The sequence below is a fragment of the Bradyrhizobium diazoefficiens genome (genome assembly GCF_016616235.1).
GTDB classification, from domain to species: Bacteria; Pseudomonadota; Alphaproteobacteria; order Rhizobiales; family Xanthobacteraceae; genus Bradyrhizobium; species Bradyrhizobium diazoefficiens_H.
The window spans coordinates 1,324,811-1,350,045 of sequence record NZ_CP067100.1 but is presented as its reverse complement, the minus strand read 5'-3'; the positions used below and the strand labels follow the sequence as shown (position 1 = coordinate 1,350,045).

Here is a 25,235-nt window from a genome sequence, read left to right as displayed (position 1 = left end):
TGCGCCGCAGGTCCTTTCCTTCGTCAGAACCGCGGAATGTCGGGGAACGCCAGCTTGCCCGCGTGCACATGCATGCGGCCGAGCTCGGCGCAGCGATGCAGGGTCGGAAACACCTTTCCGGGATTGAGCAGGCCTTGCGCGTCGAAGGCGCATTTGAGGCGCTGCTGTTGGTTGAGGTCGATCTCGGTGAACATGTCAGGCATGAGGTCGCGCTTCTCGATGCCGACGCCGTGCTCGCCGGTGAGCACGCCGCCGAACTCGACGCAGGCGCGCAGGATGTCGGCGCCGAACGCTTCCGCGCGTTCGATCTCGCCGGGCTTGTTGGCATCGTAGAGGATCAGCGGGTGCAGATTGCCGTCGCCGGCGTGGAACACGTTGGCGCAGCCGAGCTGGTATTTTTCCGAGAGCTCGCGGATGCGGGCCAGCGCCTTCGGCAGCGCGCCGCGCGGGATAGTGCCGTCCATGCAGAGATAGTCGGGTGAGATGCGGCCCACGGCGGGGAAGGCCGCCTTGCGGCCGGCCCAGAACAGATTGCGCTCGGCCTCCGAGGTCGAGATCTGGCAGGTGGTCGAACCGCAGCCGTTCGCAATGGCCTCGACGCGCGTGATCAGCTCGTCGACCTCGATCTTGGGACCGTCGAGCTCGATGATGAGCAGCGCCTCGACGTCAAGCGGGTAGCCGGCATGGACGAAGGCTTCGGCGGCGTGGATCGCGGGCTTGTCCATCATCTCCATCCCGCCGGGAATGATGCCGGCGCCGATGATGCGCGCCACGCATTCGCCGGCGGCCTCGACCTCCGCAAAGCCCACCATCAGCGCGCGCGCCGTCTCCGGCTTTTGCAGGATCCGCACCGTGATCTCGGTGATGACGCCGAGCAGCCCTTCCGAGCCGGTGATGACGCCCATCAGATCGTAGCCGGAATTCTCGCACCCCTTGCCGCCGATGCGCAGGATCTCGCCGCTCATCAGCACGATCTCGCAGCCGAGCACGTTGTTGGTGGTCATGCCGTATTTCAGGCAGTGCACGCCGCCGGAGTTCTCCGCGACATTGCCGCCGATCGAGCAGGCGATCTGCGAGGACGGATCGGGCGCGTAGTAGAAGCCGGCATGGGCGACCGCCTGGCTGATGGCGAGATTGGTGACGCCGGGCTCCGTGACGACGACGCGGTTGTCGAAATCGATCTCGCGGATGCGCTTGAACTTGCCGAGGCCGAGCAGCACGCCGTCCTCGAGCGGCAGCGCGCCGCCGGACAGCGAGGTGCCGGAGCCGCGCGGCACCACCTTGATGCCGTGTTCAGCACAATATTTCAGGACGAGCGAGACCTGCTCGGTCGTATCGGGCAGCACCACGACCATCGGCGGCTGCCGATAGGCGGTCAGCCCGTCGGACTCGTAGGCCCGCATCTCGGCAGGCGTATCGATCACGCCCTCGCCGGGCACGATGGCGCGCAATGCAGCCACGATCTCAGCGCGGCGCGCGAGCACCGCCTGATCACTCGCAGGCATCATGATGGCCATAGCAAATCCTTTGGCATTGTCCCTTCCGGCTCACGGCGAACCGTCGATTTATCACGGCAAATCAACCACGTCCGCGCCTGTTTGGGTAGGTCATCCGAAAGTCGGAGCGATGATCGCGGGCGACTTCGCTCTGGGACAAGTAGGCAGCCATGAAACCTGTCATGGTTTCATGGCTTGTCCAAGCCGGGCGGGCCTGCCACAACCGGCAGGCCTGACGATTGCCGACGGGCAACAGACGACCAGGCCAGACCCACCAGGGAAGAGACGAAGAGCACCCGATGACAAAACTGACTTTTGGCGCACTGATGATCCTCACCGCGACTGCGACCGCACCCGCCGCGATGGCGCAGGATGTCGCGGCCGGCAAATCGTCGTTCAACAAATGCCTGGCCTGCCACGCGATCGGCGAAGGCGCCAAGAACAAGGTGGGTCCCGAGCTCAACGGTCTCGACGGCCGCAAGTCCGGCACCGCGCCGGACTACAACTATTCCGACGCGAACAAGAATTCCGGCATCACCTGGAACGAGGCGCAGTTCAAGGAATACATCAAGGACCCCAAGGCCAAGATTCCCGGCACCAAGATGGCCTTCGCCGGCATCAAGAACGAGAACGAGATCAACAATCTCTGGGCATACGTCTCGCAGTTCGACAAGGACGGGAAGATCAAGCAGTAGGCGCGTCGATGGCGGCCGCCACAGCTTCGGTTCTGATCGGAATCAGGACCGAAGCGGTGGCTTCTTGTTTTGACGCGTTTTCTTCACGCGAACCGGTCTCCACGTCGCTCGAGAACGTATCTAATCGGCGGCCGCCTGCGCCGGGGTGATTCTTTCGATCATGGTCTCGATCTCCGTCTTCACCAGATCCGGCACCGCGTTCTGCACCATGTGGCCGAGATCGGGCAGCACAATCAGCTTGGCGTTCGGCAGCAGAGCTGCGAACGGACGCGCGTGGATCTCGGTCCTCACCGTCTTGTCCGGCTCGCCGGCGATGATGGTGACCGGCACCTTGATCTCGCCATAACGCGGAGCTTGCGCAGTCACCGCTTGCTTCAGCGTCAGCAGATCATAGGCATTGGCGATGAACTCGCGCGGGCGCAGCAAGAGCGGCGTCGCGGAGTCCTGCACGAAACCATCGGGCATCATCTGCGGCAGGAACACGTCGCGCGCGCCGGGTTCGGCGAGAAAGTAGCCGAGCGGCAGCGTGATCGTGTAGGCGAGCAGCGGGCCGATCACCGGCGTTGCGATGATCTCGTTGTATCGGCCGACACCGCCGCGCCAGGGATGGGTGACGGGCGCGAGCATCACGAGGCCGGCGACGCGGCCAGGATAATCGAGCGCGATCCGCGCGCCCAGCGCGCCGCTCCAGGAATGCACCACGAACACGGCGCGTTCGATCCCGAGCTTGCCAAGCGTCTCGTCGATCATCCGCGCCTGGATCTGTGGCGTCGAATCCTGCCGCCGCGCGCGCGTGCTCCAGCCGTGGCCCGGACGGTCGATCAGGATGACGCGATGATCGCTGGCGAGCATGTCGCCGAGCGGGCGCCGCATCGCCTCCAGATTGGAGCTCGCGCCGTGCAGCATCACGATCGGCAGGCCGGCATCGCGCGGACCGACGTCGACGACGTGGAGGCTCGCGCCCTCGACCTCGATCATCCGTCCCTGCGGCGGAAAGGCGCGCTGCACGGCCACAACGCCGGCCTGCGTGATCAGCGCCAGCAGAACCAGCGCGGTCACGACTGACATCACGATCATGGAGACTGTCCGGGAAATCCAGTGCACATCGCAGCTACGGGTTTGGCGGAAGCCAGTTTCGCTCCGTCGGCTTCAGCAATTCCACCGCAAATGGGGGGCTGTGGATATGTGCATAATTGCCGAACCAAAAAGCTGAGTAAAATCAATGTCAGTTCCCGTGGCACACAAGCCTCGGACCAGCTTCATGCAGTCGTCATCGCGGCTTCCATATAATCGCCACGGTCGGTTCCGCCATCTAGACGCGGGTGGGCGCCGATCCTCCTCGCAACCTCGGGGATGTGAGGAATTGGCCGGCAGGATTTGTCCTGATTTGAACCGGAGAATTTTCGATGAGCTTCAGATCCAACGACACTGCGATCGATGAGATCGTGGCGAGCTGCAACGGCGACCTGCGTGGTGCCGTGCGCGCGCTGCTCCTCATCAACGAGCATCTCGAGGCGGAGCTGGCAAAGGCTTACGCCGCAGCAGCCGATCGCGGCCTTACCGAGCGCGGCGGCAGCGTCCTGCACTGAGTGCAGGCTAGTTCGAGCTGTCCTCGGCCTTTTCCTCGTCCGCCGTAACCGCGGGACAGGCGCGGATCGTCGAACGGGCAAGCTTGGCGTCGGCCTTGGACTTATAGGGGCCGTCCCCAAACCAGATGTCGCCGTCGATCACAGGATTGCTGGTCACGATGTGACATTTGCCGGTGGCGCGGTTGCCGACCACCCAGAACAATCCGTCGGCGAGACTCACCGTCCCCGACGCCAGCAGCAATGTACCTGCAAGGATCAAACGCTTCATGGCCGTGCTCCTGCCATGAAGGTAAGCCCGCGGCCGCGGCGCCAATACCCCTTGCAACGCGGCGCGTCTCATCGTGGTTAATCCACCTCCGCCGCACCGGCTCAAGAGCTGATCGACTTGTCCGTAATTTGCTCGAGCACGATCTTACCGGAAACCGCTGCACAATTTGCGCTAACGCGGCCCTTCCGGTCCGGATCGTGCTCTAAATATCGCGGCCTTCGACCTTCTCGGTCAGCGCCTTGACCTGCTCGGGGATCTTCTCAAGGTGCGGGTTGACCGCGAGGGCCTTGCGGTAGGCCTCGAGCGCGCGCTTCTCGTCGCCGATCTCCTGCATGATCATGCCGAGGCCTGCGAGCGCGCCGAAATGGCGGGGCTCCCGGATCAGCACCTCGCGGATGTCGGCGAGCGAGCGGCCGTAGTCGTTCTGCATGTAGTAAAGCGTGGCACGCCGGTTCCAGGCCTCGATATAGTCGGGCCTGAGCTTGATGACCGAATCCAGCAGCTTGATCGCGACCTCGATCTTCTGCGCCTCGACCGCGGTCTTGGCCCGCGCCATCAGGAGCGCCGCGGTGTCGCTGGGAGTGTGAATCCAGATCGCCCAAATCCGCGCCTCGACATGCTTGGCGCTGGCCTCGTCGGGCGCAGCCTTCAGCGCGCCGAACAGGAAATCGAGATTTTTGCTGCGATCGACCTTCGGCAGCTTGGCCGGCGCTTCCGGAAGCTTCTTCTGCTCCTTGCCGGGCGGGGCCGGCGGCTCAATCTGCTGCGCCAAGGCTGGAGCCAGCCCGGCGGTCCCCAGCACAAGAGCCAGACACAGGGTGCGCGCGAAACGGAATCTCACAGCCATCATGCAAGTCTAAACGCGTAAAGCCGCCCTTGCATAGCAGGGGCGGCGTCAAACTCGTGTGAGACAGTGGTCTTGCAGGACGCGCGCAGGCAATTCAGCCTTGGCGGATCAGCCTTGGCGAATCAGCCCTGGCGAGCCTTGAAGCGGCGCTGCACCTTGTTGATCACATAGACCCGGCCCTTGCGGCGGACCAGACGGTTGGCGCGGTGGCGACCGCGCAGCGATTTCAGCGAGTTACGGACCTTCATGGCAGAATCCTGAACGTTCGAAAGGCCGTGTTCGGCACTACCGTTTCGGCACGCGCGAATGTGGCAAAATGAGATTTTTCCCGCTGGCGGACCGACCGCCCGGGACGGGGCGGTTCTTAAGGCATGCGGGGAGGTGATGTCAATCCAAACAGGCCATTCCGCGCTGATTAACCCCACCGGCTGAGCGAGAAAGGGCTGAAACGGGCCCTTTTCAAGCCGGAAACTCAATCATAGCCTCGCCGGTTGCGACCCGCTCCTGGTCTTGGTTCCGCACGACGACATCGATGAGGACCCAGCGCGCTTTGGCCGTAACCTGTTTTGCCTTGATGACTCCTGACGGCCGGATGGTGTCGCCGGGGCGCACCGGCTTCAACCAGCGCGTCTCCAGCCGCCTGTGGATCGCCCCAGCCGGATAGGCCCAGTCGGTGAGCATGCGCGAGATCAGGCCGAAATTGTTCATGCCATGCATGATGACGCCGCCGAACTGCGTCTTGCCGAAACTGCCCTTCATATACTCGTCGTCGAGATGCAGCGGGTTGTAATCGAGCGAGGCATCGCAGAACAGGCGGATAGACTCGCGCGTCACCGCGAAGTTCGGCCCTTCGATCGTGTCGCCGGCCTCGAGGCCTTCGAACGTGACGGTCATGGCGCCCTCCCCTCAAGCCGGCCGGATGGTCCAGCCGCGGCCGGAACAGATGACGTCGCCGCTCTGGTTGAAGAAGACGTTGTCGTGCACCACGAACAGCCGCTCGCGCTTGATGAATTTGTCGAGAGCACGCGCCTGCAAAGTGATGACGTCGCCGGGGCGGGCCGGGATGTTGTAGCTCCAGGACTGTCCGGCATTGACCGTGCCGGGCGAGCGCATCCAGTCGTCGGCCGGCGTGCACGCGAACATCAGCATGATGTGGATCGAAGGGGGCGCGATCAGCCCGCCATAGCGCGTCGTCTTGGCATAGGCCTCGTCGAAATAGAGCGGATGGGTCTCGCCGACCGATTTGCAGTAGAGCTCGATCGCCTCGCGCGTCAGCGTGCAGGGGAGGGTCTTGCGGGGCTCGCCGGGGACGATCTCGTCCCACACCTTGCGCGATCTGGCGTCCTTCCAGAAATCGGTCTCAAAGGCCTGCACCTCCACCATTTTCCGCCTCCCGGTACCTCTTAGTTGCCAGGACATTAGCGCAGGGACGCTCATTCGCGAAAGCTGCCGATGAGCGCTTGCCAAACTCGTTATATCATATAATCAATTTGGCAACCCCTCGGGAGGACACCCATGCCGAAGCTGAAGCTGCCTGATATCGACAACGTCGTCGCCATCGACATCCACACCCACGCCGAGGAGCCCTGCGGCACCCATCCCGACGACGGCTATGACGATTTCCAGGCGCAGATGGCGGAATATTTCAAGTCGCCGCACAAGCATCCGCCGACGGTGCCGGAGACCGCGGCCTATTACCGCTCGAAAAACATCGCTGCGGTGATCTTCCCGGTCGACGCCGAGCGCGAGACCGGCTTCCGCCGTTACAAGAACGAGGAGATGCTGGAGATCGCCTCCGACCATCTCGACGTCCTCATCCCCTTCGTCTCGATCGACCCGCACAAGGGCAAGCTGGGCGTGCGAGAGGCGCGCAAGCTGATCGAGGAGTACGGTGTGCGCGGCTTCAAATTCCATCCGACCATGCAGGGCTTCTACGCCAACGACCGCATGGCCTATCCGCTCTATGAAGAGATCAACAATGGCGGCGCGATCGCGCTGTTCCACACCGGCCAGACCGGCGTCGGCTCCGGCATGCCCGGCGGCATGGGGATGCGGCTGAAATATTCCAACCCGATGTACATGGACGACGTCGCGGCCGATTTCCCCGACCTCAAGATTATCCTCGCCCACCCCTCCTTCCCCTGGCAGGAGGAGGCCCTGTCGGTCGCGACCCACAAGCCGAACGTTTACATCGATCTCTCCGGCTGGTCGCCGAAATACTTCCCGCCGATCCTGGTGCGCTACATCAACTCGATCCTGCAGGACAAGATGCTGTTCGGCTCGGACTGGCCGGTGATCACGCCGGACCGCTGGCTGTCGGATTTCGCCAAGATCGACATCCGCGACGAGATCCGGCCGAAGGTGTTGAAGGCGAACGCGCGGAAGATTCTGGGGATTTAGGCGCGTCCACATGGACTAGCGGAGTCTGCTTGGTCCTTATGGCGCCTAGAGCGCAGCGACCCCATCAACCGTCTTGCCGTTGTCCGGGAGATGATGGGCTTCGCTCGTCCGACCAAATCTTCCTGGCTACCCGTTGCGTTCAAGATGCCACCAAGAGGCTCTGCCCCTTCGATGGCGAATAATCCGTCGGCGTCAGCAAACGGTCCTCGATCTGGCCTACCATCAGGCCGTGCTCGGAATGTGTAACCCGCTTTATCTCTGACCATTCGGCGTCGGCCATGAAGGCTGACCATGCCGCGGTCTTCACCGCCTCGTCCGGCCATTCCAAAAGGTAGGCGAATTCGGTTCTGTCGCCGAACCTTGTTTCCCACATCGCGACGATTTGAAAACCGTATCTCGTTCGCATGATACGTGCGGCATGTTCGCGAAAGCGCGCGTGGAACGCTGCCTTGTTGTTTTCGAAGATTTCATAGATGCGCAGTTGCTGGATCATCGCCCATCTCCACTTCGATCCGAAGATGTAATCGGAACAAATTGCTGTCAACGGCGCGGTACGTAGGATGATTGAAGGGCCGCTCTGGACATGGTCCGCCGCGCTGGAGTGGCCCCAAGCAAGATGTCTTTTCAATGCCTCCGAAAGGCTTTCATCGCCCGCGGGACAATGTCCGATGTCTGCAATGGGCCAAAACCGCCGGTTGAGGACTACGGCAGACGAAGCCGATTTACCTGCTAACGGATCGCTCCAAGGGTGCGCGCGATAGCAGCAATAGCATTCGCGGTTTCGGCAGGACGGAGGGTTGGATCGAGATGGGTCCCTGCCCAGTCGATAACTGGCCAGCCGCGGCGGCGCGCTTCCACTGTTGCGTGGTCGTAGAGCCTTGAAGTTTGGATGAATCCGGCTGGAACATGATCCCATCTGGCGAGGTCGATAGTCTCGTCGAACCAACTGATGTGCATCTTTGGCAGACCATTTTCGAACTGAGCGAACGCGCTGCGATCACTTTTCAAGATGTCGATGCCCACCAAAGAGGCGCGGTGTCCGTCACCGTCGAACCATTTTGACCACACCGGAAGGGATCCATCTGCTCCTGCAAGATTTCGAATGAAGGCGTGCAGAGCTGGCCTGACCGGGTACGCCGCGCCTTCTATCGGCGGGATGTCGCCATCGACAATGATCACGCCTTCGCGGGCAACTTGGTCGCCAGATCGGCGGCTAGAGCGCTGGCGGAGCTGTGGCCAATCAACACCAGTTCATTTGCAGGAGCAATGTGATTGACAAGACTGCGGCTCCACGCACTCCATGCCGGCGGGGAGATTAGATGCGCTAAAATGTCCGGCACTTGTACGTGCCATCCCGAGTCGCGCAGCTTTTCGGCTGTAGGCTCCCAGCTTGAGGCCCGAACTAAGGGTCCCGCTATGAGGACGGCATCTGTATTCATGGATGTATTCATGGGCCCTCATGCGACCAAACGTGCAGATTTATAGCGCCCGAGTTTCCTTTTGGGTCAATCTCGCGCGCCGGGTATAGTACTGACGCCCGCAACGAGCCTGCAGGAGCGCCAATTGCCCATCAAAGCCGTCGTGTTCGACGCCTACGGAACGCTCTACGACATCCAGTCGGTCGCCGACATCACCGAGGATGCGTTTCCGGGCTATGGCGAGATCATCACGCAGGTCTGGCGGATCAAGCAGCTCGAATATTCCTGGCTGCGCTCGCTGATGCGGCGCTACCAGGATTTTAGCGCCGTCACGCGCGACTCGCTTGCCTATACGCTGCGCCTGCTCGGGCTCGCCTACGAGAACGACGCGTTCGAGCGGGTGATCGAGAAATATCTGCATCTCGATCTCTATCCGGATGCGGCGGCGGCGCTCACAGCATTGAAGCCGCGCAAGCTCGCCATCCTCTCCAATGGCAGTCCGGACATGCTCAATGCGCTGGTGCGCAATTCCGGGCTCGATCGCCTGCTCGATGCCACCATCAGCGTCGATGCGAAGAAGGTCTTCAAGCCGAGCCCGCAGGCCTATGAGCTGATCGGCGAGGTGCTCGGCACCGCACCGGACGAGGTGCTGTTCGTCTCCTCAAATCCCTGGGACGTCGCCGGCGCCAAGTCGTTTGGATTGAACGTCGCCTGGATCGAGCGCGTCACGCCCGAGGCGATGGCGCTGGCTTGCGTCGAGAACGAATTCGTGGCACCGCTGACGATGTTTAGGGCGATCCGCACCCAAATGGACGAGCTTGGCTTCGCGCCGGACCACCGCGTCCGCTCGCTATCTGAACTCCCCGGAATCGTCTAGAGATCGCCGGCCGCCCGTGAGTTGTGAATGAGCCTGGAATCCGTTCGCGCCTTCTTCGCCGAGAATGCCTCCGATATCACCGTCATCGAATCCCCGATCAGCTCGGCCACGGTGCCGCTCGCTGCGGAGGCCTATGGCGTCGAGCCCGGCCGGATCGCCAAGACGCTGTCCTTGCGGATCGGCGAGCGCGTCATCCTGATCGTCGCGAGCGGTACCTCGCGGATGGACAACAAGAAGGTCAAGGCGCAGTTCGGCGGCAAGCCGAAGATGCTTGGGCTGAAAGAGGTCGCCGAGATCACCGGCCACGAGGTCGGCGGCGTCTGCCCGTTCGGGCTGAAGTCGCCGCTGCCGATTTATTGCGACGTGTCGCTGAAAGCGTTCGACATCGTCGTTCCTGCCGCGGGCTCGACCCACAGCGGGGTGCGCATTGCGCCGGAACGGATGGCTGAACTCGTCGGCGCCGAATGGATCGACGTCTGCGAAGTCAGGCCCTAGGGACTAATCGTCATCATCATAGGGCCGGGGTGCCGGTGCGGCCGCCGGCGGAGGCGGCGCGGCATTGTAACGTGGCGCGGGCGCGGCGCGTCCCCGCGGCCCCTGCTGCTGCGGCTGCACCTGGTTGTTGGACCGGAACACCGCGCGGCAGCCGCTGGAGAGCTGCGGCGTGTTCTGTTGCAGGCAGGCCACGATACGGTTCACGTCCGGAATCTGATCGCTGCACAGCCGCCACACATCCGGCGTGCACGCCATCTGCTGCTCCATGGTTCCGCGATACTCTTCGGCGGATGCAGCGCCTTGCGCCACCATGCCGCCGATCGCGAGCACGACACCCAGCGCAATCCGCTCTGTTCGCATATCCCGATCCTTCTCGAATCCCTCGAATTCTCACCAATCAATGAGGCCGGAGCCGGTTCTGGACCAACAACAAAATGTGAAAGTGCGGCCGGAACTTACTCCACCTTGCCGATCTTCTTCACCGCCGCGATCAGCCGCGCGCTGTCGACTGCCACGAATTCGGAGAAGGCCGGCGCGTCCTGATAGGCGACGAGGCTGCCCGAAGCCTCGAAGGATTTGAGCACGTCGGGGCTCCTCATCACCTGCGCCATCGCCTCGCGCAGGCGCATCGCAATCGGCGCGGGCAACGTGCTTTGCGCGAACAAGCCGGCCCAGATGTACATCTCGACGTCCTTGTAGCCGAGTTCCTGGAACGTCGGCACGTCAGGGAAGCTCGCGATGCGCTGCGCGCCGCAATTGCCGAGCACGCGCAGCTTGCCGTCGTCGACCTGCGGCTTCAGCGTCCCCGGCGCCGCGGCGATCGCCTGCACGGTGCCGCTGAGCAGCGCGGTCAGCGCCGGGCCTGCGCCGCGGAACGGCACGTGCAGCAATTTGATATCGGCGCTGCTTGCGAACATCTCCATCGCGACGTGCAGCGTGCCGTACGGGCCGGACGAGCCATAAGTGATCTGGCCGGGCCGCTTCCTGGCGTCCTCGACGAATTCCTGCGCCGTCTTCCACGGTGCCGAGGCCGGCACCGCAAGCAGAGTGGGATCGGCGAGCACGCGCGCGATCGGCATGAATTGCGAGACCTCGTAGGCGACCGGGCGCTCGAACAGCCGGTCGGCCTCGGGCAGCACCGCGAGCGAGGACAGCGTCATCAGCAGCGTGTAGCCGTCGGGCTCGGCGCGCGCTGCTGCGGCATTGCCGACCGATCCGCCCCCGCCGCCGGCGCGGTTGTCGACGATCACAGCCTTGCCGAGAATGCGCTCCAGCGCCATAGCCACGGGGCGCGCCGCAAGATCGGCCTGCCCGCCGGCGGGAAACGGCACGATCAGGGTGATGTTGCGCACCGGATAGGCTTGCGCGAAAGCTTCGTCCGGTGCTGCGAGCCGCAATAGCGGCAATGCGGCAACCGCGCGCAAGAGATCGCGTCGATCCATGACAGGTCCCCTCCCCCGATTTTTCTTGTTTCCACCGTAACCTAGCGCGGCAATCGGCAAGAACAAGACGTTTACGAAGCGTTAGCCATGTTCAGCCCGGTCAGGAACGCATCCCGGAGGCCATTGTTGCCCTCGCAGGGAGTGGTGCCATGGGAAGACTCGCGACCATCGACGTTGCGCTGGACGAAATGCTGGTGAATCTCGCCGCGATCGTCCTGCGACTTTCGAAGCCCGACGTGACGCGAACGCCGGAAGCGCGGCGCGCTTTGGCGCAATCGGTCCATCAATACGCGGTTTGCGCGGCCCGCTCGAGCGACCCACGTGTGCACGAATTGAAGTCGCAGCTGGAAGAGACGCTGAAGCCGAGCTTGCGCATTGCCGTGATCGACGGGGTGAAGGTGTCGTAATAAGAACACCGTCATTGCGAGGAGCTCTTGCGACGAAGCAATCCAGAGTGGCTCCGCGGAGGGATTCTGGATTGCTTCGCTGCGCTCGCAATGACGAGATCGTTGAGAGCGCTCGCTACAATGTCTTCACCTTCCCGCGCGGCCGGCGCTTGCACGTGCCCGGCAGCTTCGCCGCGAGGAAATCGCCGAGCGCCTCGACGCGGGCGGGGCGCGGGCCGCCGGGCGGGGTCACGAGGTGCACGGCGCCTTCGGCCTGTTTCCAGTCTTTCAGGATCACTTCGATGGCGCCGGAGGAGATGGCGTCGCCGACGATGAATTCAGGCAAGTCGGCGATGCCGAGGCCCGCGATCAGCGCCGGCATCACGGCTTCGCCATTGTTGACGCGAAGCTGTCCGCCCGGCCGCACGCTGGCCTGCTCGCCGGCCGAATTGGTGTAGTGCCAGATATTGGGCGTGGAGAGATAGGCGTAGCTGAAGCATTTGTGCTCGGCCAGATGCATCGGATGCGTCGGCCGGCCATGCTTCCTAAGATAGGACGGCGCGGCCACGGTGAAGCGCGGCATGGTGAAGAGCCGCCGTGCGATCAGCGAAGAGTCCGGCAGCCGTGCAATCCGCACCGCCATGTCAAAACCCTCGCCGATCAGGTCGACGGTCGCATCGCTCAAGTGAAGATCGACGGAGACCTCGGGATAGGTCGCGAAGAATTCCGGCAGCAGCGGAGCCACCGCCTTGACGCCGAAGGTCATGGGCACGGCGAGCCGCACCAGGCCACGCGGCGCGACCGATTGTGCCAGCGCCTCGTTCTCAGCCGCCTCGCCGTCGACGAGCAAACGTGTCGCCCGCTCCGCAAGCTTGTGGCCGGCGTCGGTCAGCGCCAGCCGGCGCGAGGTGCGGTTGAACAGACGGGCGCCGAGCCGCTCTTCCAGCCGCGTCACCGCCTTGGACACCGTCGCCTTGGACATTGCGAGTTCGCTCGCGGCCCCCGCAAACGAACGTAATTCCACGACTTTTGCGAAAATCGCGAGCGCCTCGAAATCGGGAAGCTTGGCCATGTGAGCGCCCTCGACAGGTCTAATTGAGAAACAATGCGTTTCAACAGTTTCTATTTCTATACCACAAACGGAAGCTTATCCAAGGGTCATCGGAAATTCAGGACTGGAGCGGCGCCTGATCAAGGCGCCTCCCACTCAAACGAGGATCAAGCAAATGATCGAACTCAGACCTTTCGCAAAGCTCGGTGGCGCCGATCACGGCTGGCTCAAGGCCAAGCATCACTTCTCCTTCGCTGGCCACTACGATCCGAACAACATGGGTCACGGCGCATTGCGGGTGTGGAATGATGACGAGATCGCGCCGAATACCGGCTTTCCAGCCCATCCCCACGCCAACATGGAAATCATCACCTATGTGCGCGAGGGCGCGATCACCCATCAGGACAGTCTCGGCAACGAGGGCCGCACCGAAGCGGGCGACGTGCAGGTGATGAGCGCCGGCAGCGGCATCCGTCACTCCGAATACAATCTGGAGCCGACCAAAACGCGGATTTTCCAGATCTGGATCGAGCCTGCGACACGCGGCGGACAGCCGACCTGGGGCTCAAAGCCGTTCCCGAAGGCTGATCGCTCCGGCAAGCTCGTCACCATCGCGAGCGGCGACGGCAACGACACCGACGCGCTGCCGATCCGCGCCGATGCGCGGGTGCTCGCCACCACGCTGAAAGCCGGCGAGAGCGCGGAGTACACCCCGCAGAAGTCGCGGCACCTCTATCTCGTGCCGGCGGCAGGTTCAGTCGAGATCAACGGTATCCGCGTCAACGCCCGCGACGGCGCCGCAATCCGCGACGAGGACAGGCTGAAGATCACGGCCCTCGAAGATGCCGAGCTTGTGCTCGTCGACGCGGCGTAAGTCCGACGAACGACATCATCGGCCGTCATTCCGGGATGGCGCGAAGCGCCAGACCGGAATCTCGAGGTTCTCCGGTGCGCAATCGCGCCGTAGTTCCTTGCTTCGCATCGCCCCGGAACGACGGAATCACGAACACCAACTGCCCTACCACCCAACGGAGACCACCATGACCAAAGTTCTCGTCCTCTATTATTCCGCCTATGGCCACATCGAAGCGATGGCCAACGCCGTCGCCGAAGGCGCGCGCGAAGCCGGCGCCACCGTCGACATCAAGCGCGTGCCCGAGCTGGTGCCGGCCGAAGTCGCCAAGGCGTCCTATTACAAGGTCGACCAGGCCGCGCCGGTCGCCAAGATCGAGGACCTCGCCAATTACGACGCGATCATCGTCGGCACCGGCACCCGCTTCGGCCGGATGGCCTCGCAGATGGCGAACTTTTTGGACCAAGCCGGCGGGCTCTGGGCCAAGGGCGCGCTGCACGGCAAGGTCGGCGGCGCCTTCACCGCGAGCGCGACCCAGCATGGCGGCCAGGAGACCACGCTGTTCTCGATCATCACCAACCTCCTGCATTTCGGGATGACCATCGTCGGGTTGAACTACGGCTTCGCGGGCCAGATGAAGCTCGACGAGGTCACCGGCGGCGCGCCGTATGGCGCCACCACGATCACCGGCGGCGACGGCAGCCGCCAGCCCAGCGCTAACGAGCTCGCCGGCGCGCGCTATCAGGGCCGCCAGATCGCGGAGACCGCCAAGAAGCTGCTCGGCTGAGCTTCTCGCCTTAAGCTTCACGACCGGTTGCATGGCTGATGCAAGGCGGACGGCATTCTCTTCGTAGAATGCCGCCCGTCACACGGAACACTACGCTTGCGTGAGGTCCGCACGCGGTGGAATGCCGACCACCGGCGCAGGTGCCGGCGCAGTCGACAGCCACCAGCCGTTGCCGGCGAACCAGCAGGTTGCGTCGGGTGTCGCGCCTCTGCGCAGCGACTGCACGCTGTCCCAACCTTTTGCGAACGCCTCGGCCAGCCGGCGGCCGGCATCGGCATCCTGGAGTCCCGCACAGCCGATGAACTGGGCGCGGCTCAGGAATTTGGCGGGCCAGATTGCGCCCTGCGCCGGGCGCGTGATCATCAACATGCCGCCGTGCACCCCCTCGGGCGCCAATGGGAACACCAGCCGGCCGCCGGGCCGCAGCGCCTCCAGCCATTCCGTGGCCGGCTGCGCGGCTCCCGCGCAGACATAGATCACGTCCGCGTCCGGCAAGTCCGACGCTATGCCCGAGTGCCCGCGCAGCTCGACTGTGGCGATATCCTTCAAGTTCTCGCGCGCGCGTGCGGCAAGGCCTTCGTCGATCTCATAGGCATAGACGCGGCCGGAGGGCCCTGCGAGTTCGGCGAGAATTGCGGTGTAGTAGCCGGTGCCCGCGCCGATCTGGAGCACGGTCTCGCCTTCCTTCACTGCGCAGCCGTTCAGCCAATAAGCGTGTCCGCCGGGCATGCCGATGTTGAGACCGCGTGCCGGATCGAGCGCCAGCAGCGTGTTTTGATAGAGGAAGGCCGGGTCATCGTCGGGTGTCACGACATAGGGGTGACCGCCGCATGCGATCGACCACGGCCCGGGGCCGGCGAAGGACTCGCGCCTGACGGTCCGGAATGCTTGTTCGATTCGAGGGTCTGTAACCTTGGCCGCGGCGCACATCAACTGTGCATAGAACGCGCGATATTTCTCTGAACGGTCTTCCATGTCGCCTCCCTGGAGCGGATGCGACCGTACCACAACGACTGCGATATGCGAGTGGCCACCGCAACCGGCGGCACCGCACACTCAGCGTGCGGTCCTTCCCATGGCGCGCGCGGCAAAGGCGGCAAGCCTGGGATAACGGCGCAGGCCCTGCGCGGCATGGTCGCGCAAGGCGTAAGGCACGCCGCGCCAGGACAGCGCGACGCTGACGTCGGTCAGCGGCACCCTCTCGGCGCCGAAGCGGCGCTTGTAGTCGTGATTGCCGATGCTGAGATCGAAGCGGCGCACGCCCTCTCCATGCAGCGCCGCCATGGTGCGCTCGGTGACGAGCAGACCCGGCGAGCAGTTCGCCCATGAATCGCCGGCGTGGCTGATGCGCAGGAGGAAATAGGTCGCGCCATGCCTGAGGCCGAGCGTGGTGGCGACGATGGCCTCGTCGCAGACCAGCGCCGAGACGACGGCATAACCGTCCGCAACGCCGTGGCGGGCGACTTCGCGATAGAACCGTGCATGAGCGTCGTCGTTGAGGACGAAGCGCGAGCCGAGCTTCTTCATGCGCGCCTGCTGCTGGAGATCCATCACGTCCAGCAGCTCATGCGCGCGCGTGACATCTGTGGCGATCTCGAACCGCGCGCCTTGGTGCCGGCTGAACACGCGCCAGCAGCGCGGCATCTGCATGCGCTTGATCGAGGCCTGGTAGGCGTCATAGTCGTCGCCGGTCAGCACGAGATTGCCGTTGAGCGAGCTCGACCCGATGCGGCCGAGCGACACCAGCGGGTTCGGCTTGCCGCCGATCTGGGCCGGCATCTTCTTCAGGCGCAGCAGATCGAAGCCGTCGGGCAGCGCGCACAATGCGCCGACCAGCGCCTGCCCGATCGCGTCCATCGCCGCCGCATCCAGCGCGGCATCGGACGCCAGGATCGGCGCGTTGTTATCGGAGACGCCAAAATCGGCGAACTCGAGGATGCGGATGCCGCGCCTCACATGGCTGACCAGCGGCACCACCGCGATATCCCTACCGGTCGCGGCATCGGAGATCAATGCAATCAGCGGCGCCACGCCGCCGAAGGCCCGGTACCAGGCGCCGAGCCAGTAACCATGCTGGAACGCGGTGCGGTGGCCCGCGTTCAGGCGCGAGGCGGCCAGCCGCCAGTCGCGCACGAAATCGACCGCGAGTCCCGATGCGCTGGACACCTGATCGCTGAGCTGCTCGACGCTGAGAAACGTCATCCGCGGGACACATGATTACTGAATCTTTCCAGATAGATTATGTTTTGCCGCGGACCACAAGCAACGTCGCTGCTTATCGTTAAGCCGGTCCCACCAAAACCGCACCGGCTGCGACAGACTGTCAGCGTCCGGATTTCATCGGCGCGACGCATTGGAACCTGGCCAGGAAATGCAGGCCGGCCGCCGCGAGCGCGAACATGAACCAGACCGGATTCTGTCGCTCGAGCAGGAAGGTCTCGGTGGTTCCGTAGTAGAGGCCGAACAGCCATACCGCCAGAAACAGCTTGGCCAGCGCGCCACTGCGGCTGTGGGCCTGGGCGGACTGGAAATTGACCAGCGGCGCCAGCACGAACACGAGAATGACGAGCAGCAGGCCCGGCAGGCCGATGGTGACCGCGAGGTCGAGATAGCTGTTGTGGCTGTGCGCGGCCGAGGTCGCCCATTCGGCGCCCTGAGCGGTCTGCCGTTCGGTCACGTCGTCCCAGAAGGCCGCGTAGCCGTGGCCAATGACCGGCTTCTCGGCCACGGCAGCAAGCGCGAACTGCCAGATATCGGAACGGCCGGTGAAGGTGGGATCGAGCGGAAGCAGCCGCGTCATGGTCCCGAGCGCCGGGCTGAGGACACTGCCGACCGTGAGCAGGTTCATCGCGATCAATGGCACGAAGCAGATGATCCGCTTTACCCATAGGCTCCGCGTCACGTAGACCAGCGATGCCAGCGCGTAGATCGCAAGGCACAGCACCGAGGAGGTCTTGCCGCCGGTGAAGATCAGAAAGATGCCGGCGAGCGCCGCGATTGCCGGCCCCATGACAAATGAGCCAGCGGAAGCCAGGTAGATGCCGACATAGACCAGGATGGTCATCACGGGCGAAGCGACGTTCTTGTGGCCAAAACTGCCGCGCCAGTCGCCGGCGAGCTGCGGCTCGGTGATATCGAGCGCGGTATGCATCGAATACTCCGGCGCCAGGAAGACGCCGAGATAGCAGAGCGTGAGCAGCACGAGCGCGGCGGCACCGAGGCACAGATTGAAACTGCGCTGCGTCGGCGGCAACAGCGGCAAGAGCACGGCGAGCGAAGTCGCGCTGGCGGCGAGCACGAAGCGCTGGGCCGACACGCCGCGGCTCTCGGAGAAAACGATGTTGATCAGCAGCCAGCCGACCAGGCAGAGATGCAGCGGCTTCACCAGCGTCTTCAGCGCGGGTGCATCCGTCACCGCGACGAACAGTACCGCGACCGCGGCGAGCAGGCCGAAACAGATGTAGGCTACCGCCATTCGTCCGCCGACGACGGTGGTCACGTCGGGATTGCGCAGGTCGGGGAACGGATCGAGCGTTACCAGCGCGAGAAGCAAGGCGGCAATCGCGACGAGGCAGCGCGCTGTCTGCACGGCACTCAGCCCCGCAAGCCCTTCGCGAAGGGCGCGGCCGAACGATCGGGCCTCAAGGTCGGTCATGTCGGCGGCGTTGCGGCTCATGGCTTGAATCGTGTGATGAAGCCGGGAGAGCTTCAGGTTTTAAGCCATCCCCGTTAACCTTCCGTCAACCAGCACTCTCTGCGGCTGGCCGCGTTCGTGCAGATTGGTGCACGCTCGATCCGGCGGCTTAACGCTAATCTGCGAAACCGGCAGCGCCGCAGGCATTCGCGGCAACGCTTTGGCACTAATGCGGATATCTTCCGCCGCGGTCGAGACTGCACTCGCCGGCATCTCCGGCTGCGCCCTGGTTAACAGATCCTTGAAAGACGAGCCGTAGCTTGATCACCGCCGAAGACGTTCTCGATTTGCCGGCCACCACACGCATCGTTCCGGCCGTGCGTCTGCCGCTGCCGGCGAGCTCGACCACGCCGGTGTCGGTCGTTATTCCCGCCAAGAACGCTGCGGCCTATGTCGGCGAAACCCTCGCCAGTGCGCTGGCGCAGAGCGAGGTGGGCGAGGTGATCGTCGTGGACGACGGCTCGTCCGACAACACGATTGCGATCGTTCGCGCCATTCGCGACCCGCGGCTGCGCCTGATGACCAACGATTCCGCCGGCGTGTCGGCCGCCCGCAATCTTGGCGCGCGCCATGCGCGCGGCGAGTGGCTTCTCTTTCTCGACGCCGACGACCGCCTGCGTCCCGGCGCCGCGGCGGCGCTGCTGGCGGCGGCGCGCGGCGCTCCGCGCGCGGTTCTCGTTTACGGCGACTACAACACGATCGACAGCGAGGGACGGCAGATCGGCCGGCGCGGGCTGCTGAAAGGCCGCCGCAAGCCTTCCGGCGACGTGCTGGCGCGGCTCGCGAGCGGCAACTTTATCGTCAACGGTGGCATCGCGCTCGCGCGTGCGGAAGCCTTCCGCGCCATCGGCGGCTTCGACGTCTCGCTCCGATATTGCGAGGACTGGCATTGCTGGTGCCGTCTCGCCGCGATCGGCGAGTTCGAGTTCGCGCCAAAGCTGCTGCTCGACTATCGCCTGCACACCGCCAACACCATGAACGCGGCGGTGCGGACGCCGCAGGATTTCTTTCCCGCGATCGCGCGGGTGTTCGACGACGGCCTGATCCTGGCGCGGCTGCCCGAGAGCACCGCAGCCGGACTGCGCCAGGCCGCCGAGATCCATCTCGTCACCTATGCGGCGATGCAGGCGGTCCGCTTCGGCCGCTATCGCCAGGCCCTCGGCTATCTGGGGATGATCGGCCGGCGCTCGCTCAGGGCGCTGCCGCGCGCGGTGGCCAGGACGGCCCTCGCCCGCTTCGGCATCTAACCTGACACAGTGGTGTCAGGATACGATCTTCGAGGCCTCATAGGGCTTCGGCTCGCTGCCGAACGCCGCGAGCACGGCACCGAGCGCGACCATGACCGGGTGTATCGCGATGATCGCTTTCGACGACGTCAGCAGGCTGGCCGCGCGAACCAACGACAGCGGCAGCCGTCCCAGCATCTGCGCAAACACCCACGCCCGCGCGCCGGCGCTTTGCGCGGCCTTGGACTGCACGCGGTAATTGATCGCACCGATGCGCAGGCCGCGCCTGGCGATCCAGCCGAAGCTGGAGCGGTTCTGCGGCACGGTCTCGGTGATAACCGCCTCCGCAGTCCAGTGGAACGTCATGCCGGCATCGCGGCAGCGCACGAAGAAATCGCAATCGCCGCCACCGAGGAAATTGAAGCGCAGGTCGAACGCGGGACGCTCGAACCGCTCGAACGCGGCCCGCGTGATCAGACAATTGCCGCAGCCATAGATCAGCGGCACCGCGCCGGTGTAGTCGTAGGCGGGACAGAAGGCGGGATGATGCGCAAGCCACGGCTTACTGTCATCGTCGAAGTCAGGCAGCACCGGTCCGCCGACCACATCGGCGCCGGTCGCCTCCGCGGTGCGGACCATGAGTTCGAGCCAATCGGGCGAGGCGATCTCGTCGTCGTCGATCATCAGGAAGCGGGTCGCGGCGGGAAACAGCGCCTGCGCCGTCTCGAACGCGGCGTTGATCGCCTGGCAATTGCCCTGCCGCTTCTCCACGAGACAAACGCCCTGCAGCCTGCCGTCGGCGAGATACTCGGCGGCAACGGGCGCGCTTTCGCGCCGTGCGGCATCGTTCTCGACCATGACGACGGCAAAGGCGCGTGGGGTGCGCTGGCTCACGAGCGAGTCCAGCGTCAGCCGCAGATGCTGCGGTCGGCGGAAGCAAGGAATGCAGACCACGATGCCGACCGACAGGTCGATGACGCGCGAACTCGCCGCGATCTCCCGGTTGGGATCGCACACGGCATCATGGATACGCGCGGCGGACAGGTCTGTCGGGATCAATGTCATGACGTTCTAGATGTCCGAGATAGATTGAAAAAGCCCTGCTTCGATCGCGCTGGATGGGGCATCGTCCCGCGATGACACATTGTCGCGGCACGGATGGGTCCCAAAATGAACGGCCGCCGCGGAGCGCAACAGTGCAGATCTCTCCCCACCAATGCACTTAACCGCTTTCGCCTGTTTCTGCCGCGAAATCCTATGCGCGTGGTACTGCAATTCGCGGTCCATGGCGGCGAGGATGGCCTGACATGAGCAATGCCGTAGTTAACGGCAGTGCGCATTAACCCGACCGTAAGCACCGCGACCGGTGAAGCGATGCGGCATCGGATTTGCACTTCGGGCACGCGAGCTTTTTCCTGTAAATTTGAATAGAACAAGCGCGGTCCAAAAAAATGAACAAGCCAGCGACGATCGACTTCACGACAGTCACCCACCTCCCCATCGCCGCCGCACAGGCCCCGGCGCTGCACGACCTCGTGCCCGGCGAAGCCCGTGACAGCCTGCTTGCCGTGCAGGACGCGCTACGCCGCGAGCTGCCGCTGGGCCCGCTCGCCATTTATGAAGCCGGCGGCGGCTCGTGCAGCGTCGTGCCGCCGGATTTGCTGAGCCGCAGCAAGATTACCGTCGTCGACATCGACGAGGACCAGGTCCGCAACAACACCTACGCCCACGAGGCGATTCTCGGCGACGTGCAGGCCTACCGCTTCGGCCAGGAGACCTTCGATCTCGTGATCTGCTACAACGTGATCGAGCATTTGCCCCATGTGGACGCGGCGCTGTTGAATTTCCGCGACGCGCTCAAGCGCGGCGGCATGATCCTGATCGGGGCGCCCAATCCGCGCTCGCTGTCCGGCGTCGTCACCAAATATTCGCCGCACTGGTTTCACGTCTGGTTCTATCGAAACATCCGCGGCATCAAGGAAGCCGGGCTGCCCGGCGAGCCGCCGTTTCCGACCTTCTTCCATCCCCTGGTCACGCTGCCGCGGCTCGAAGCGTTCGCCGCCGCCAGCGGCCTCGAGATGATCTACCGCCGCGAGGTCGAGAGCCCGCGCTATCCCGAGATGCGCCGGCGCAAGCCGCTGCTCGCCGCTCTGGTCGATGCCGGTGCCGCCGTGCTGAATGCCGTGTTCCCCCGCGGGACCGACGTCCGCCGCGGCGACTATCACGTCATCCTGCGGAAGCGCTGACGGCCATGCGCGCGCCGGCCATCGCAGGAGAAGCGAAGCTTCGCGGCGATATTGCGCGCGGTAACGAAGCGTTAATGTCCGAGGGACTGCGGCGCGGTCACGCGTCGACCGGCAGCGTGCGCTTAAACGCTTTGTTTGCCATTTCGGTGAATAGTCCCTCAATGCGTATGGTTAATTTTCCCTGTTGCGTAGATTGGGCACCTATATCCCGGGTGCGTGGCGTAAAGCGAAGAGTGGCCCCTCAGCCCGCGGCCGTTGGAATGAAAGCTGGGGATCATGCTTGACTATAACCAGCCGATAGATCGCGCCAGATCGGAGGCCGCACAGCAGAAGCCTGAGGCCAGCTTCAACGTGCTGGAGCTCGCCAATCTGCTCTGGCGCCGCAAGGTCGCGATTGCCGCCGCCGCCCTGCTCGGCGCCACGCTTGCCGTCGCCGTCGGCAAGGGCCTGGCGCCGCGCTACACCGCCACCGCCCAGCTCTATGTCGATCCGCGTGAGCTTCAGCTCGTCGATCGCGAGCTCACGCCGCGCGCGCAGGATGTCTCCGGCATGTCCATGGTGGTGGAGAGCCAGGCGCGCCTGATCACATCCAACAGTGTGCTGCTCCAGGTGATCCAGCAAGCCGGTCTCGACAAGGATCCGGAATTCGGCGGCAGTGACGGCAGGGGCCTGATGTCGTCGTTGGTTGGCCTGATCGGCCTCCAGTCTCGCGCGCCCTCGGCCGCGGACAGCAGGGAAGTGCAGCTCGGCGCGCTCGAGGCACTGAACAAGCACATCACCATCCGCAAGACCGAGAAGAGTTTCATCGTCGACATCGAGGTCTGGTCGTCCGATCCGGCGAAGGCGGCGATGCTCGCCAACACGCTGACAAACGCCTACCTCGCCGAATCCCGCAACTCGCAGGCTTCGGCCGCGCGTCGCGCCACCGCCGACCTCTCCGGCCGCCTGAAGGAATTGCGTGAGCGCCTGCGTAATGCCGAGACCGCGCTGGCGACCTACAAGGCCCAGAATAATTTCGTCGGCACCCAGGACGCGTTGATCAGCGACCAGCAGCTCTCCGCCAGCAACCAGCGGCTTTCCGCGGCCCGCGCGGCGACGATGGATGCGCAGGCGCGGCTCGACCAGATCGAGGCGAGCCGGCGCACGGCGGCGGACGCGGGTGCAATCCCCGAGGCGCTGCAATCGCCGACCATCGCGAATTTGCGCGCCCAATACGCCGACGCGCGCAAGAAATATGCGGAGCAGGCCGGTGAACTCGGCCCGCGCCATCCGGCGCTGCGCCAGACCGAGAAGCAGGTCGAAGACCTCAAGCGCACCATCAGCGAAGAGATCGACCGCTTCGCCCAGTCCGCCAAGAACGATCTCACGCGCGCCCGCGACTACGAAGCCTCGCTAAATCGGGCGCTGGAGGCGCAGAAGCGGCAGAGCGTCCAGCTCAGCCAGGCCGCCGTGCGCCTGCGCGAGCTCGAGCGCGAGGCCGATGCCAGCCGCGACGTCTATCAATCCTTCCTCAAGCGCTCGCGCGAGACCGAGGAGCAGGAGACCCTGAATACCTCGGCGGCCCGCATCATCGGCGAAGCGACGGTCCCGCAGCGGCGCTCGTTCCCGCCGGGGATGACGCTGTTTGCGATGATCGGCTTCATCTTCGGCGCGATCGCCGCGTCAGGCTGGTTCGCCGCCGCCGAATTTCTGCGCACGGGCGCGGCCGCACCGGCGCCCACTCCCGCCCGCCCCCAGCGCACGCCGGCGCCGGACACCGCGCGCACACCGCAGGTCGCACCAACACCGGAACCCGCTCCGCCGCAGCAGGTCCCGCGGGCTCCGGAAGTCGCGCACGTCCTGCCGGAACTTGCCGCGCCACCGCTGCAGCCTGCGATGGCCGAAAAGCCGCCGATCGAAAAGCCCTGGATCGAAAAGCCGCTGATCGCGCGGCTCCGGGAAGCCGACGTCATCCATACGCTCGGCGCCATCCTCGCCACGGGCGGCGGCGTGGACCTGACCCGGCTGGGCTGGCCGACGCTGCGGCCCGGCTTTCCGCTGACGAGCCTGCTCAACGCCTGGCGCGACATGCGCGCGGCCGCGGCCCGTCGCGCCGACGGCAAGGCGATGCCGGTCATCGCGCTGGTCGGCGCCGGTGAGACCACCGGACGCAGCGTGACCGCGCTGAATTTCGCTCTCGCGGCTGCGCGCGACGGTGCCCGCGTGCTGATGATCGATGCCGACCATCTGGCACATTCGCTCTCGAACAAGGTCAACCGCACCGGCAAGAGCGAGCCGAGCAGGCTCGGCTGGCTCTCGAACGGCAGCAAGGCCGCGCGCGAGATCAAGACTGTCAACGGCATCTCGGTGCTGCCGGCCGCCGAAGGCGATGCCGACAAGGCGGCTGAGGCCATCCGCAAGGCGATTGCGCAGGCGCGCTCGGCCGGCGGCTATGACCTCGTGATCCTCGACGGCCCCGTGACGCCGCTCACCGCCGGCAGCCGCAAGCTGCTCGACGACACCGATGCGCTGGTCGCGGTGCTGCCGACCAGCCTCGACATCAACGACGGCCTGGAGGAGATTTTGAGCACGCTCGGCCGCGCCGAGCGCAAGCTGGTCGGCGTCGTGCTCGACGAGCTCACCCCCATGGCCCAAGCACGCCAGCGAGGCAGACAATATGCTTGAGCGCCGCGTCAATCTGGATGGCCGGGCCGCGACCGCCGACGTGCCGCGGATCACCGTCGGCGGCCTGCGCATGGCCGCACTCGATCTGGAAGCGACCGCCGATTTCATGATCGAGGCCACCGATCCCGACAATCGCATCGGCCGTCCGCTGTTCCTGACCTCGGCCAACGGCGAAGTGCTGGCGCGCTGCTCAACCGAGCCGCAGACCGAGCGCCTGTTCCGCGCCGCCGACCTGATCAATGCCGACGGCCAGCCGCTGGTGGCCGCCTCGAAGCTGCAATCCTGGTTTCCGCTGCCCGAGCGCGTCGCGACCACAGACCTATTCCATGTCGTCGCGCGCAAGGCCGAAGCGGCGGGCCGCACCTTCTATATGTTCGGCGCCAGCGAGGACGAGAACCTCGCCGCCGTCGAGAACGTCCAGAAGATGTATCCGGATCTCAAGATCGTCGGCCGTAGCCACGGCTACCTGCGAGGCGAGGCGCTCCGCGCCAAAGTCGACGAGATCAACGCGCTCGCGCCGGATTATCTGTGGGTTGCGCTCGGCGTGCCCAACGAGCAGGCATTCGTCGAGGAATTCTCGTCGCACCTCACCAATGTTGGCGTTATCAAGACATCCGGCGGCCTGTTCAACTTTTTGTCGGGCAGCCGGGCACGCGCGCCGCTCTGGATGCAGAAGATCGGGCTCGAATGGGCCTGGCGGACCTTGCTCGAGCCACGCCGGCTGTTCTGGCGCTATTTGACCACCAACCCCCGCGCACTCTATCTTCTCTTCAGCCGCAACCGGCCGTTCAATCGCTGAGA

Annotated in this window: 28 protein-coding genes; 12 read left to right on the top strand and 16 right to left on the bottom strand. The window is 64.6% G+C overall.

Features of this window, described 5'->3' with window-relative positions; all coding sequences use genetic code 11:
- Positions 1-23 precede the first annotated feature (23 nt).
- Positions 24-1,517 carry an FAD-linked oxidase C-terminal domain-containing protein gene (locus tag JJB99_RS06360; protein WP_200497968.1) on the bottom strand — a complete coding sequence of 498 codons (1,494 nt, stop codon included), beginning with the start codon at positions 1,515-1,517 and terminating at the stop codon, positions 24-26.
- A gap of 278 nt (positions 1,518-1,795) precedes the next feature.
- Between JJB99_RS06360 and cycA the strand changes: the two genes are divergently transcribed.
- Positions 1,796-2,191, top strand: coding sequence for a cytochrome c-550 CycA (cycA, locus tag JJB99_RS06355; RefSeq protein WP_200497967.1), 396 nt, complete (start codon positions 1,796-1,798; stop codon positions 2,189-2,191).
- A 120-nt stretch (positions 2,192-2,311) separates the two neighbouring features.
- Here cycA and JJB99_RS06350 read toward each other — a convergent pair whose 3' ends face one another.
- Positions 2,312-3,268 carry an alpha/beta fold hydrolase gene (locus JJB99_RS06350; RefSeq protein ID WP_200497966.1) on the bottom strand — a complete coding sequence of 319 codons (957 nt, stop codon included), beginning with the start codon at positions 3,266-3,268 and terminating at the stop codon, positions 2,312-2,314.
- A 329-nt stretch (positions 3,269-3,597) separates the two neighbouring features.
- Here JJB99_RS06350 and JJB99_RS06345 point away from each other — a divergent pair, with 329 nt between their 5' ends.
- Complete coding sequence (locus JJB99_RS06345) at positions 3,598-3,780, top strand: hypothetical protein (RefSeq protein ID WP_200497965.1); 183 nt, start codon at positions 3,598-3,600, stop codon at positions 3,778-3,780.
- A 7-nt stretch (positions 3,781-3,787) separates the two neighbouring features.
- Here JJB99_RS06345 and JJB99_RS06340 read toward each other — a convergent pair whose 3' ends face one another.
- The 5 genes from JJB99_RS06340 to JJB99_RS06320 form a co-directional block, all read right to left on the bottom strand.
- Entirely contained in the window at positions 3,788-4,048 is a 261-nt protein-coding gene (locus tag JJB99_RS06340; protein ID WP_200497964.1) for a hypothetical protein, read from the bottom strand.
- A 202-nt stretch (positions 4,049-4,250) separates the two neighbouring features.
- Complete coding sequence (locus JJB99_RS06335) at positions 4,251-4,895, bottom strand: tetratricopeptide repeat protein (protein WP_200500063.1); 645 nt, start codon at positions 4,893-4,895, stop codon at positions 4,251-4,253.
- 122 nt (positions 4,896-5,017) lie between these two features.
- Positions 5,018-5,143, bottom strand: coding sequence for a type B 50S ribosomal protein L36 (gene ykgO / locus JJB99_RS06330; protein ID WP_006611362.1), 126 nt, complete (start codon positions 5,141-5,143; stop codon positions 5,018-5,020).
- 211 nt (positions 5,144-5,354) lie between these two features.
- Complete coding sequence (locus tag JJB99_RS06325; protein WP_200497963.1) at positions 5,355-5,789, bottom strand: MaoC family dehydratase; 435 nt, start codon at positions 5,787-5,789, stop codon at positions 5,355-5,357.
- Positions 5,790-5,801: 12 nt separating this feature from the next.
- Positions 5,802-6,278 (bottom strand): MaoC family dehydratase, encoded by a 477-nt coding sequence (locus JJB99_RS06320; protein WP_200497962.1) that lies wholly within the window; start codon positions 6,276-6,278, stop codon positions 5,802-5,804.
- Positions 6,279-6,410: 132 nt separating this feature from the next.
- Between JJB99_RS06320 and JJB99_RS06315 the strand changes: the two genes are divergently transcribed.
- A complete protein-coding gene (locus JJB99_RS06315) occupies positions 6,411-7,295 on the top strand; it encodes an amidohydrolase family protein (protein ID WP_200497961.1) in 885 nt (294 codons plus the stop codon).
- A gap of 139 nt (positions 7,296-7,434) precedes the next feature.
- On the opposite strand, the gene JJB99_RS06310 is transcribed toward JJB99_RS06315, so the two are convergent.
- Entirely contained in the window at positions 7,435-7,788 is a 354-nt protein-coding gene (locus JJB99_RS06310; protein WP_200497960.1) for an NIPSNAP family protein, read from the bottom strand.
- Between the two features lie 236 nt (positions 7,789-8,024).
- Positions 8,025-8,474, bottom strand: coding sequence for a hypothetical protein (locus tag JJB99_RS06305; protein ID WP_200497959.1), 450 nt, complete (start codon positions 8,472-8,474; stop codon positions 8,025-8,027).
- Positions 8,475-8,858: 384 nt separating this feature from the next.
- Between JJB99_RS06305 and JJB99_RS06300 the strand changes: the two genes are divergently transcribed.
- The gene (locus JJB99_RS06300; protein WP_200497958.1) at positions 8,859-9,590 is read left to right on the top strand and encodes a haloacid dehalogenase type II; all 732 of its coding nucleotides are present in this window, start codon (positions 8,859-8,861) and stop codon (positions 9,588-9,590) included.
- Positions 9,591-9,617: 27 nt separating this feature from the next.
- Positions 9,618-10,085 carry a YbaK/EbsC family protein gene (locus JJB99_RS06295; protein WP_200497957.1) on the top strand — a complete coding sequence of 156 codons (468 nt, stop codon included), beginning with the start codon at positions 9,618-9,620 and terminating at the stop codon, positions 10,083-10,085.
- A 3-nt stretch (positions 10,086-10,088) separates the two neighbouring features.
- Here the strand turns inward: JJB99_RS06295 and JJB99_RS06290 are convergent, their stop codons facing one another.
- Positions 10,089-10,445: a hypothetical protein gene (locus JJB99_RS06290; protein WP_200497956.1), complete on the bottom strand. Its 357-nt coding sequence runs from the start codon at positions 10,443-10,445 to the stop codon at positions 10,089-10,091.
- Positions 10,446-10,540: 95 nt separating this feature from the next.
- On the bottom strand, positions 10,541-11,527 hold the full coding sequence (locus tag JJB99_RS06285; RefSeq protein WP_200497955.1) for a tripartite tricarboxylate transporter substrate binding protein: 987 nt from the start codon (positions 11,525-11,527) through the stop codon (positions 10,541-10,543).
- Positions 11,528-11,676: 149 nt separating this feature from the next.
- Here JJB99_RS06285 and JJB99_RS06280 point away from each other — a divergent pair, with 149 nt between their 5' ends.
- Positions 11,677-11,934: a hypothetical protein gene (locus tag JJB99_RS06280; RefSeq protein WP_200497954.1), complete on the top strand. Its 258-nt coding sequence runs from the start codon at positions 11,677-11,679 to the stop codon at positions 11,932-11,934.
- A gap of 115 nt (positions 11,935-12,049) precedes the next feature.
- Here JJB99_RS06280 and JJB99_RS06275 read toward each other — a convergent pair whose 3' ends face one another.
- Entirely contained in the window at positions 12,050-12,985 is a 936-nt protein-coding gene (locus tag JJB99_RS06275; protein ID WP_200497953.1) for a LysR family transcriptional regulator, read from the bottom strand.
- Positions 12,986-13,139: 154 nt separating this feature from the next.
- Here JJB99_RS06275 and JJB99_RS06270 point away from each other — a divergent pair, with 154 nt between their 5' ends.
- Together JJB99_RS06270 and wrbA are read left to right on the top strand one after the other, a co-directional pair.
- Positions 13,140-13,838, top strand: a complete 699-nt coding sequence (locus JJB99_RS06270) for a pirin family protein (protein ID WP_200497952.1) — start codon at positions 13,140-13,142, stop codon at positions 13,836-13,838.
- Positions 13,839-14,004: 166 nt separating this feature from the next.
- Complete coding sequence (gene wrbA, locus JJB99_RS06265) at positions 14,005-14,604, top strand: NAD(P)H:quinone oxidoreductase (RefSeq protein ID WP_200497951.1); 600 nt, start codon at positions 14,005-14,007, stop codon at positions 14,602-14,604.
- A gap of 90 nt (positions 14,605-14,694) precedes the next feature.
- Here wrbA and JJB99_RS06260 read toward each other — a convergent pair whose 3' ends face one another.
- The 3 genes from JJB99_RS06260 to JJB99_RS06250 form a co-directional block, all read right to left on the bottom strand.
- Complete coding sequence (locus tag JJB99_RS06260; RefSeq protein ID WP_200497950.1) at positions 14,695-15,579, bottom strand: protein-L-isoaspartate O-methyltransferase family protein; 885 nt, start codon at positions 15,577-15,579, stop codon at positions 14,695-14,697.
- An 81-nt stretch (positions 15,580-15,660) separates the two neighbouring features.
- Complete coding sequence (locus JJB99_RS06255; protein WP_200497949.1) at positions 15,661-16,806, bottom strand: GNAT family N-acetyltransferase; 1,146 nt, start codon at positions 16,804-16,806, stop codon at positions 15,661-15,663.
- A 121-nt stretch (positions 16,807-16,927) separates the two neighbouring features.
- Positions 16,928-18,280 carry an O-antigen ligase family protein gene (locus JJB99_RS06250; protein WP_200497948.1) on the bottom strand — a complete coding sequence of 451 codons (1,353 nt, stop codon included), beginning with the start codon at positions 18,278-18,280 and terminating at the stop codon, positions 16,928-16,930.
- A 278-nt stretch (positions 18,281-18,558) separates the two neighbouring features.
- Between JJB99_RS06250 and JJB99_RS06245 the strand changes: the two genes are divergently transcribed.
- Positions 18,559-19,545, top strand: coding sequence for a glycosyltransferase (locus tag JJB99_RS06245; protein WP_200497947.1), 987 nt, complete (start codon positions 18,559-18,561; stop codon positions 19,543-19,545).
- Positions 19,546-19,560: 15 nt separating this feature from the next.
- On the opposite strand, the gene JJB99_RS06240 is transcribed toward JJB99_RS06245, so the two are convergent.
- Positions 19,561-20,589, bottom strand: coding sequence for a glycosyltransferase family 2 protein (locus JJB99_RS06240; RefSeq protein ID WP_200497946.1), 1,029 nt, complete (start codon positions 20,587-20,589; stop codon positions 19,561-19,563).
- Between the two features lie 386 nt (positions 20,590-20,975).
- Here JJB99_RS06240 and JJB99_RS06235 point away from each other — a divergent pair, with 386 nt between their 5' ends.
- The 3 genes from JJB99_RS06235 to JJB99_RS06225 all read left to right on the top strand — a co-directional run bounded on the left by JJB99_RS06235 (position 20,976) and on the right by JJB99_RS06225 (position 25,233).
- Positions 20,976-21,770: a class I SAM-dependent methyltransferase gene (locus JJB99_RS06235; protein ID WP_200497945.1), complete on the top strand. Its 795-nt coding sequence runs from the start codon at positions 20,976-20,978 to the stop codon at positions 21,768-21,770.
- A 276-nt stretch (positions 21,771-22,046) separates the two neighbouring features.
- The gene (locus JJB99_RS06230; RefSeq protein ID WP_200497944.1) at positions 22,047-24,434 is read left to right on the top strand and encodes an exopolysaccharide transport family protein; all 2,388 of its coding nucleotides are present in this window, start codon (positions 22,047-22,049) and stop codon (positions 24,432-24,434) included.
- Positions 24,427-25,233 carry a WecB/TagA/CpsF family glycosyltransferase gene (locus JJB99_RS06225; protein WP_200497943.1) on the top strand — a complete coding sequence of 269 codons (807 nt, stop codon included), beginning with the start codon at positions 24,427-24,429 and terminating at the stop codon, positions 25,231-25,233. Before JJB99_RS06230 ends, JJB99_RS06225 begins: the two co-directional genes overlap by 8 nt.
- Positions 25,234-25,235: the final 2 nt, after the last annotated feature.

Coding starts and splice junctions, on each gene's coding strand:
- JJB99_RS06360 (WP_200497968.1), bottom strand. CDS start 1,517: ATGGCCATCATGATGCCTGCGAGTGATCAGGCGGTGCTCGCGCGCCGC.
- cycA (WP_200497967.1), top strand. CDS start 1,796: ATGACAAAACTGACTTTTGGCGCACTGATGATCCTCACCGCGACTGCG.
- JJB99_RS06350 (WP_200497966.1), bottom strand. CDS start 3,268: ATGATCGTGATGTCAGTCGTGACCGCGCTGGTTCTGCTGGCGCTGATC.
- JJB99_RS06345 (WP_200497965.1), top strand. CDS start 3,598: ATGAGCTTCAGATCCAACGACACTGCGATCGATGAGATCGTGGCGAGC.
- JJB99_RS06340 (WP_200497964.1), bottom strand. CDS start 4,048: ATGAAGCGTTTGATCCTTGCAGGTACATTGCTGCTGGCGTCGGGGACG.
- JJB99_RS06335 (WP_200500063.1), bottom strand. CDS start 4,895: ATGGCTGTGAGATTCCGTTTCGCGCGCACCCTGTGTCTGGCTCTTGTG.
- ykgO (WP_006611362.1), bottom strand. CDS start 5,143: ATGAAGGTCCGTAACTCGCTGAAATCGCTGCGCGGTCGCCACCGCGCC.
- JJB99_RS06325 (WP_200497963.1), bottom strand. CDS start 5,789: ATGACCGTCACGTTCGAAGGCCTCGAGGCCGGCGACACGATCGAAGGG.
- JJB99_RS06320 (WP_200497962.1), bottom strand. CDS start 6,278: ATGGTGGAGGTGCAGGCCTTTGAGACCGATTTCTGGAAGGACGCCAGA.
- JJB99_RS06315 (WP_200497961.1), top strand. CDS start 6,411: ATGCCGAAGCTGAAGCTGCCTGATATCGACAACGTCGTCGCCATCGAC.
- JJB99_RS06310 (WP_200497960.1), bottom strand. CDS start 7,788: ATGATCCAGCAACTGCGCATCTATGAAATCTTCGAAAACAACAAGGCA.
- JJB99_RS06295 (WP_200497957.1), top strand. CDS start 9,618: ATGAGCCTGGAATCCGTTCGCGCCTTCTTCGCCGAGAATGCCTCCGAT.
- JJB99_RS06290 (WP_200497956.1), bottom strand. CDS start 10,445: ATGCGAACAGAGCGGATTGCGCTGGGTGTCGTGCTCGCGATCGGCGGC.
- JJB99_RS06285 (WP_200497955.1), bottom strand. CDS start 11,527: ATGGATCGACGCGATCTCTTGCGCGCGGTTGCCGCATTGCCGCTATTG.
- JJB99_RS06280 (WP_200497954.1), top strand. CDS start 11,677: ATGGGAAGACTCGCGACCATCGACGTTGCGCTGGACGAAATGCTGGTG.
- JJB99_RS06275 (WP_200497953.1), bottom strand. CDS start 12,985: ATGGCCAAGCTTCCCGATTTCGAGGCGCTCGCGATTTTCGCAAAAGTC.
- JJB99_RS06270 (WP_200497952.1), top strand. CDS start 13,140: ATGATCGAACTCAGACCTTTCGCAAAGCTCGGTGGCGCCGATCACGGC.
- wrbA (WP_200497951.1), top strand. CDS start 14,005: ATGACCAAAGTTCTCGTCCTCTATTATTCCGCCTATGGCCACATCGAA.
- JJB99_RS06260 (WP_200497950.1), bottom strand. CDS start 15,579: ATGGAAGACCGTTCAGAGAAATATCGCGCGTTCTATGCACAGTTGATG.
- JJB99_RS06255 (WP_200497949.1), bottom strand. CDS start 16,806: ATGACGTTTCTCAGCGTCGAGCAGCTCAGCGATCAGGTGTCCAGCGCA.
- JJB99_RS06250 (WP_200497948.1), bottom strand. CDS start 18,280: ATGAGCCGCAACGCCGCCGACATGACCGACCTTGAGGCCCGATCGTTC.
- JJB99_RS06240 (WP_200497946.1), bottom strand. CDS start 20,589: ATGACATTGATCCCGACAGACCTGTCCGCCGCGCGTATCCATGATGCC.
- JJB99_RS06235 (WP_200497945.1), top strand. CDS start 20,976: ATGAACAAGCCAGCGACGATCGACTTCACGACAGTCACCCACCTCCCC.
- JJB99_RS06230 (WP_200497944.1), top strand. CDS start 22,047: ATGCTTGACTATAACCAGCCGATAGATCGCGCCAGATCGGAGGCCGCA.
- JJB99_RS06225 (WP_200497943.1), top strand. CDS start 24,427: ATGCTTGAGCGCCGCGTCAATCTGGATGGCCGGGCCGCGACCGCCGAC.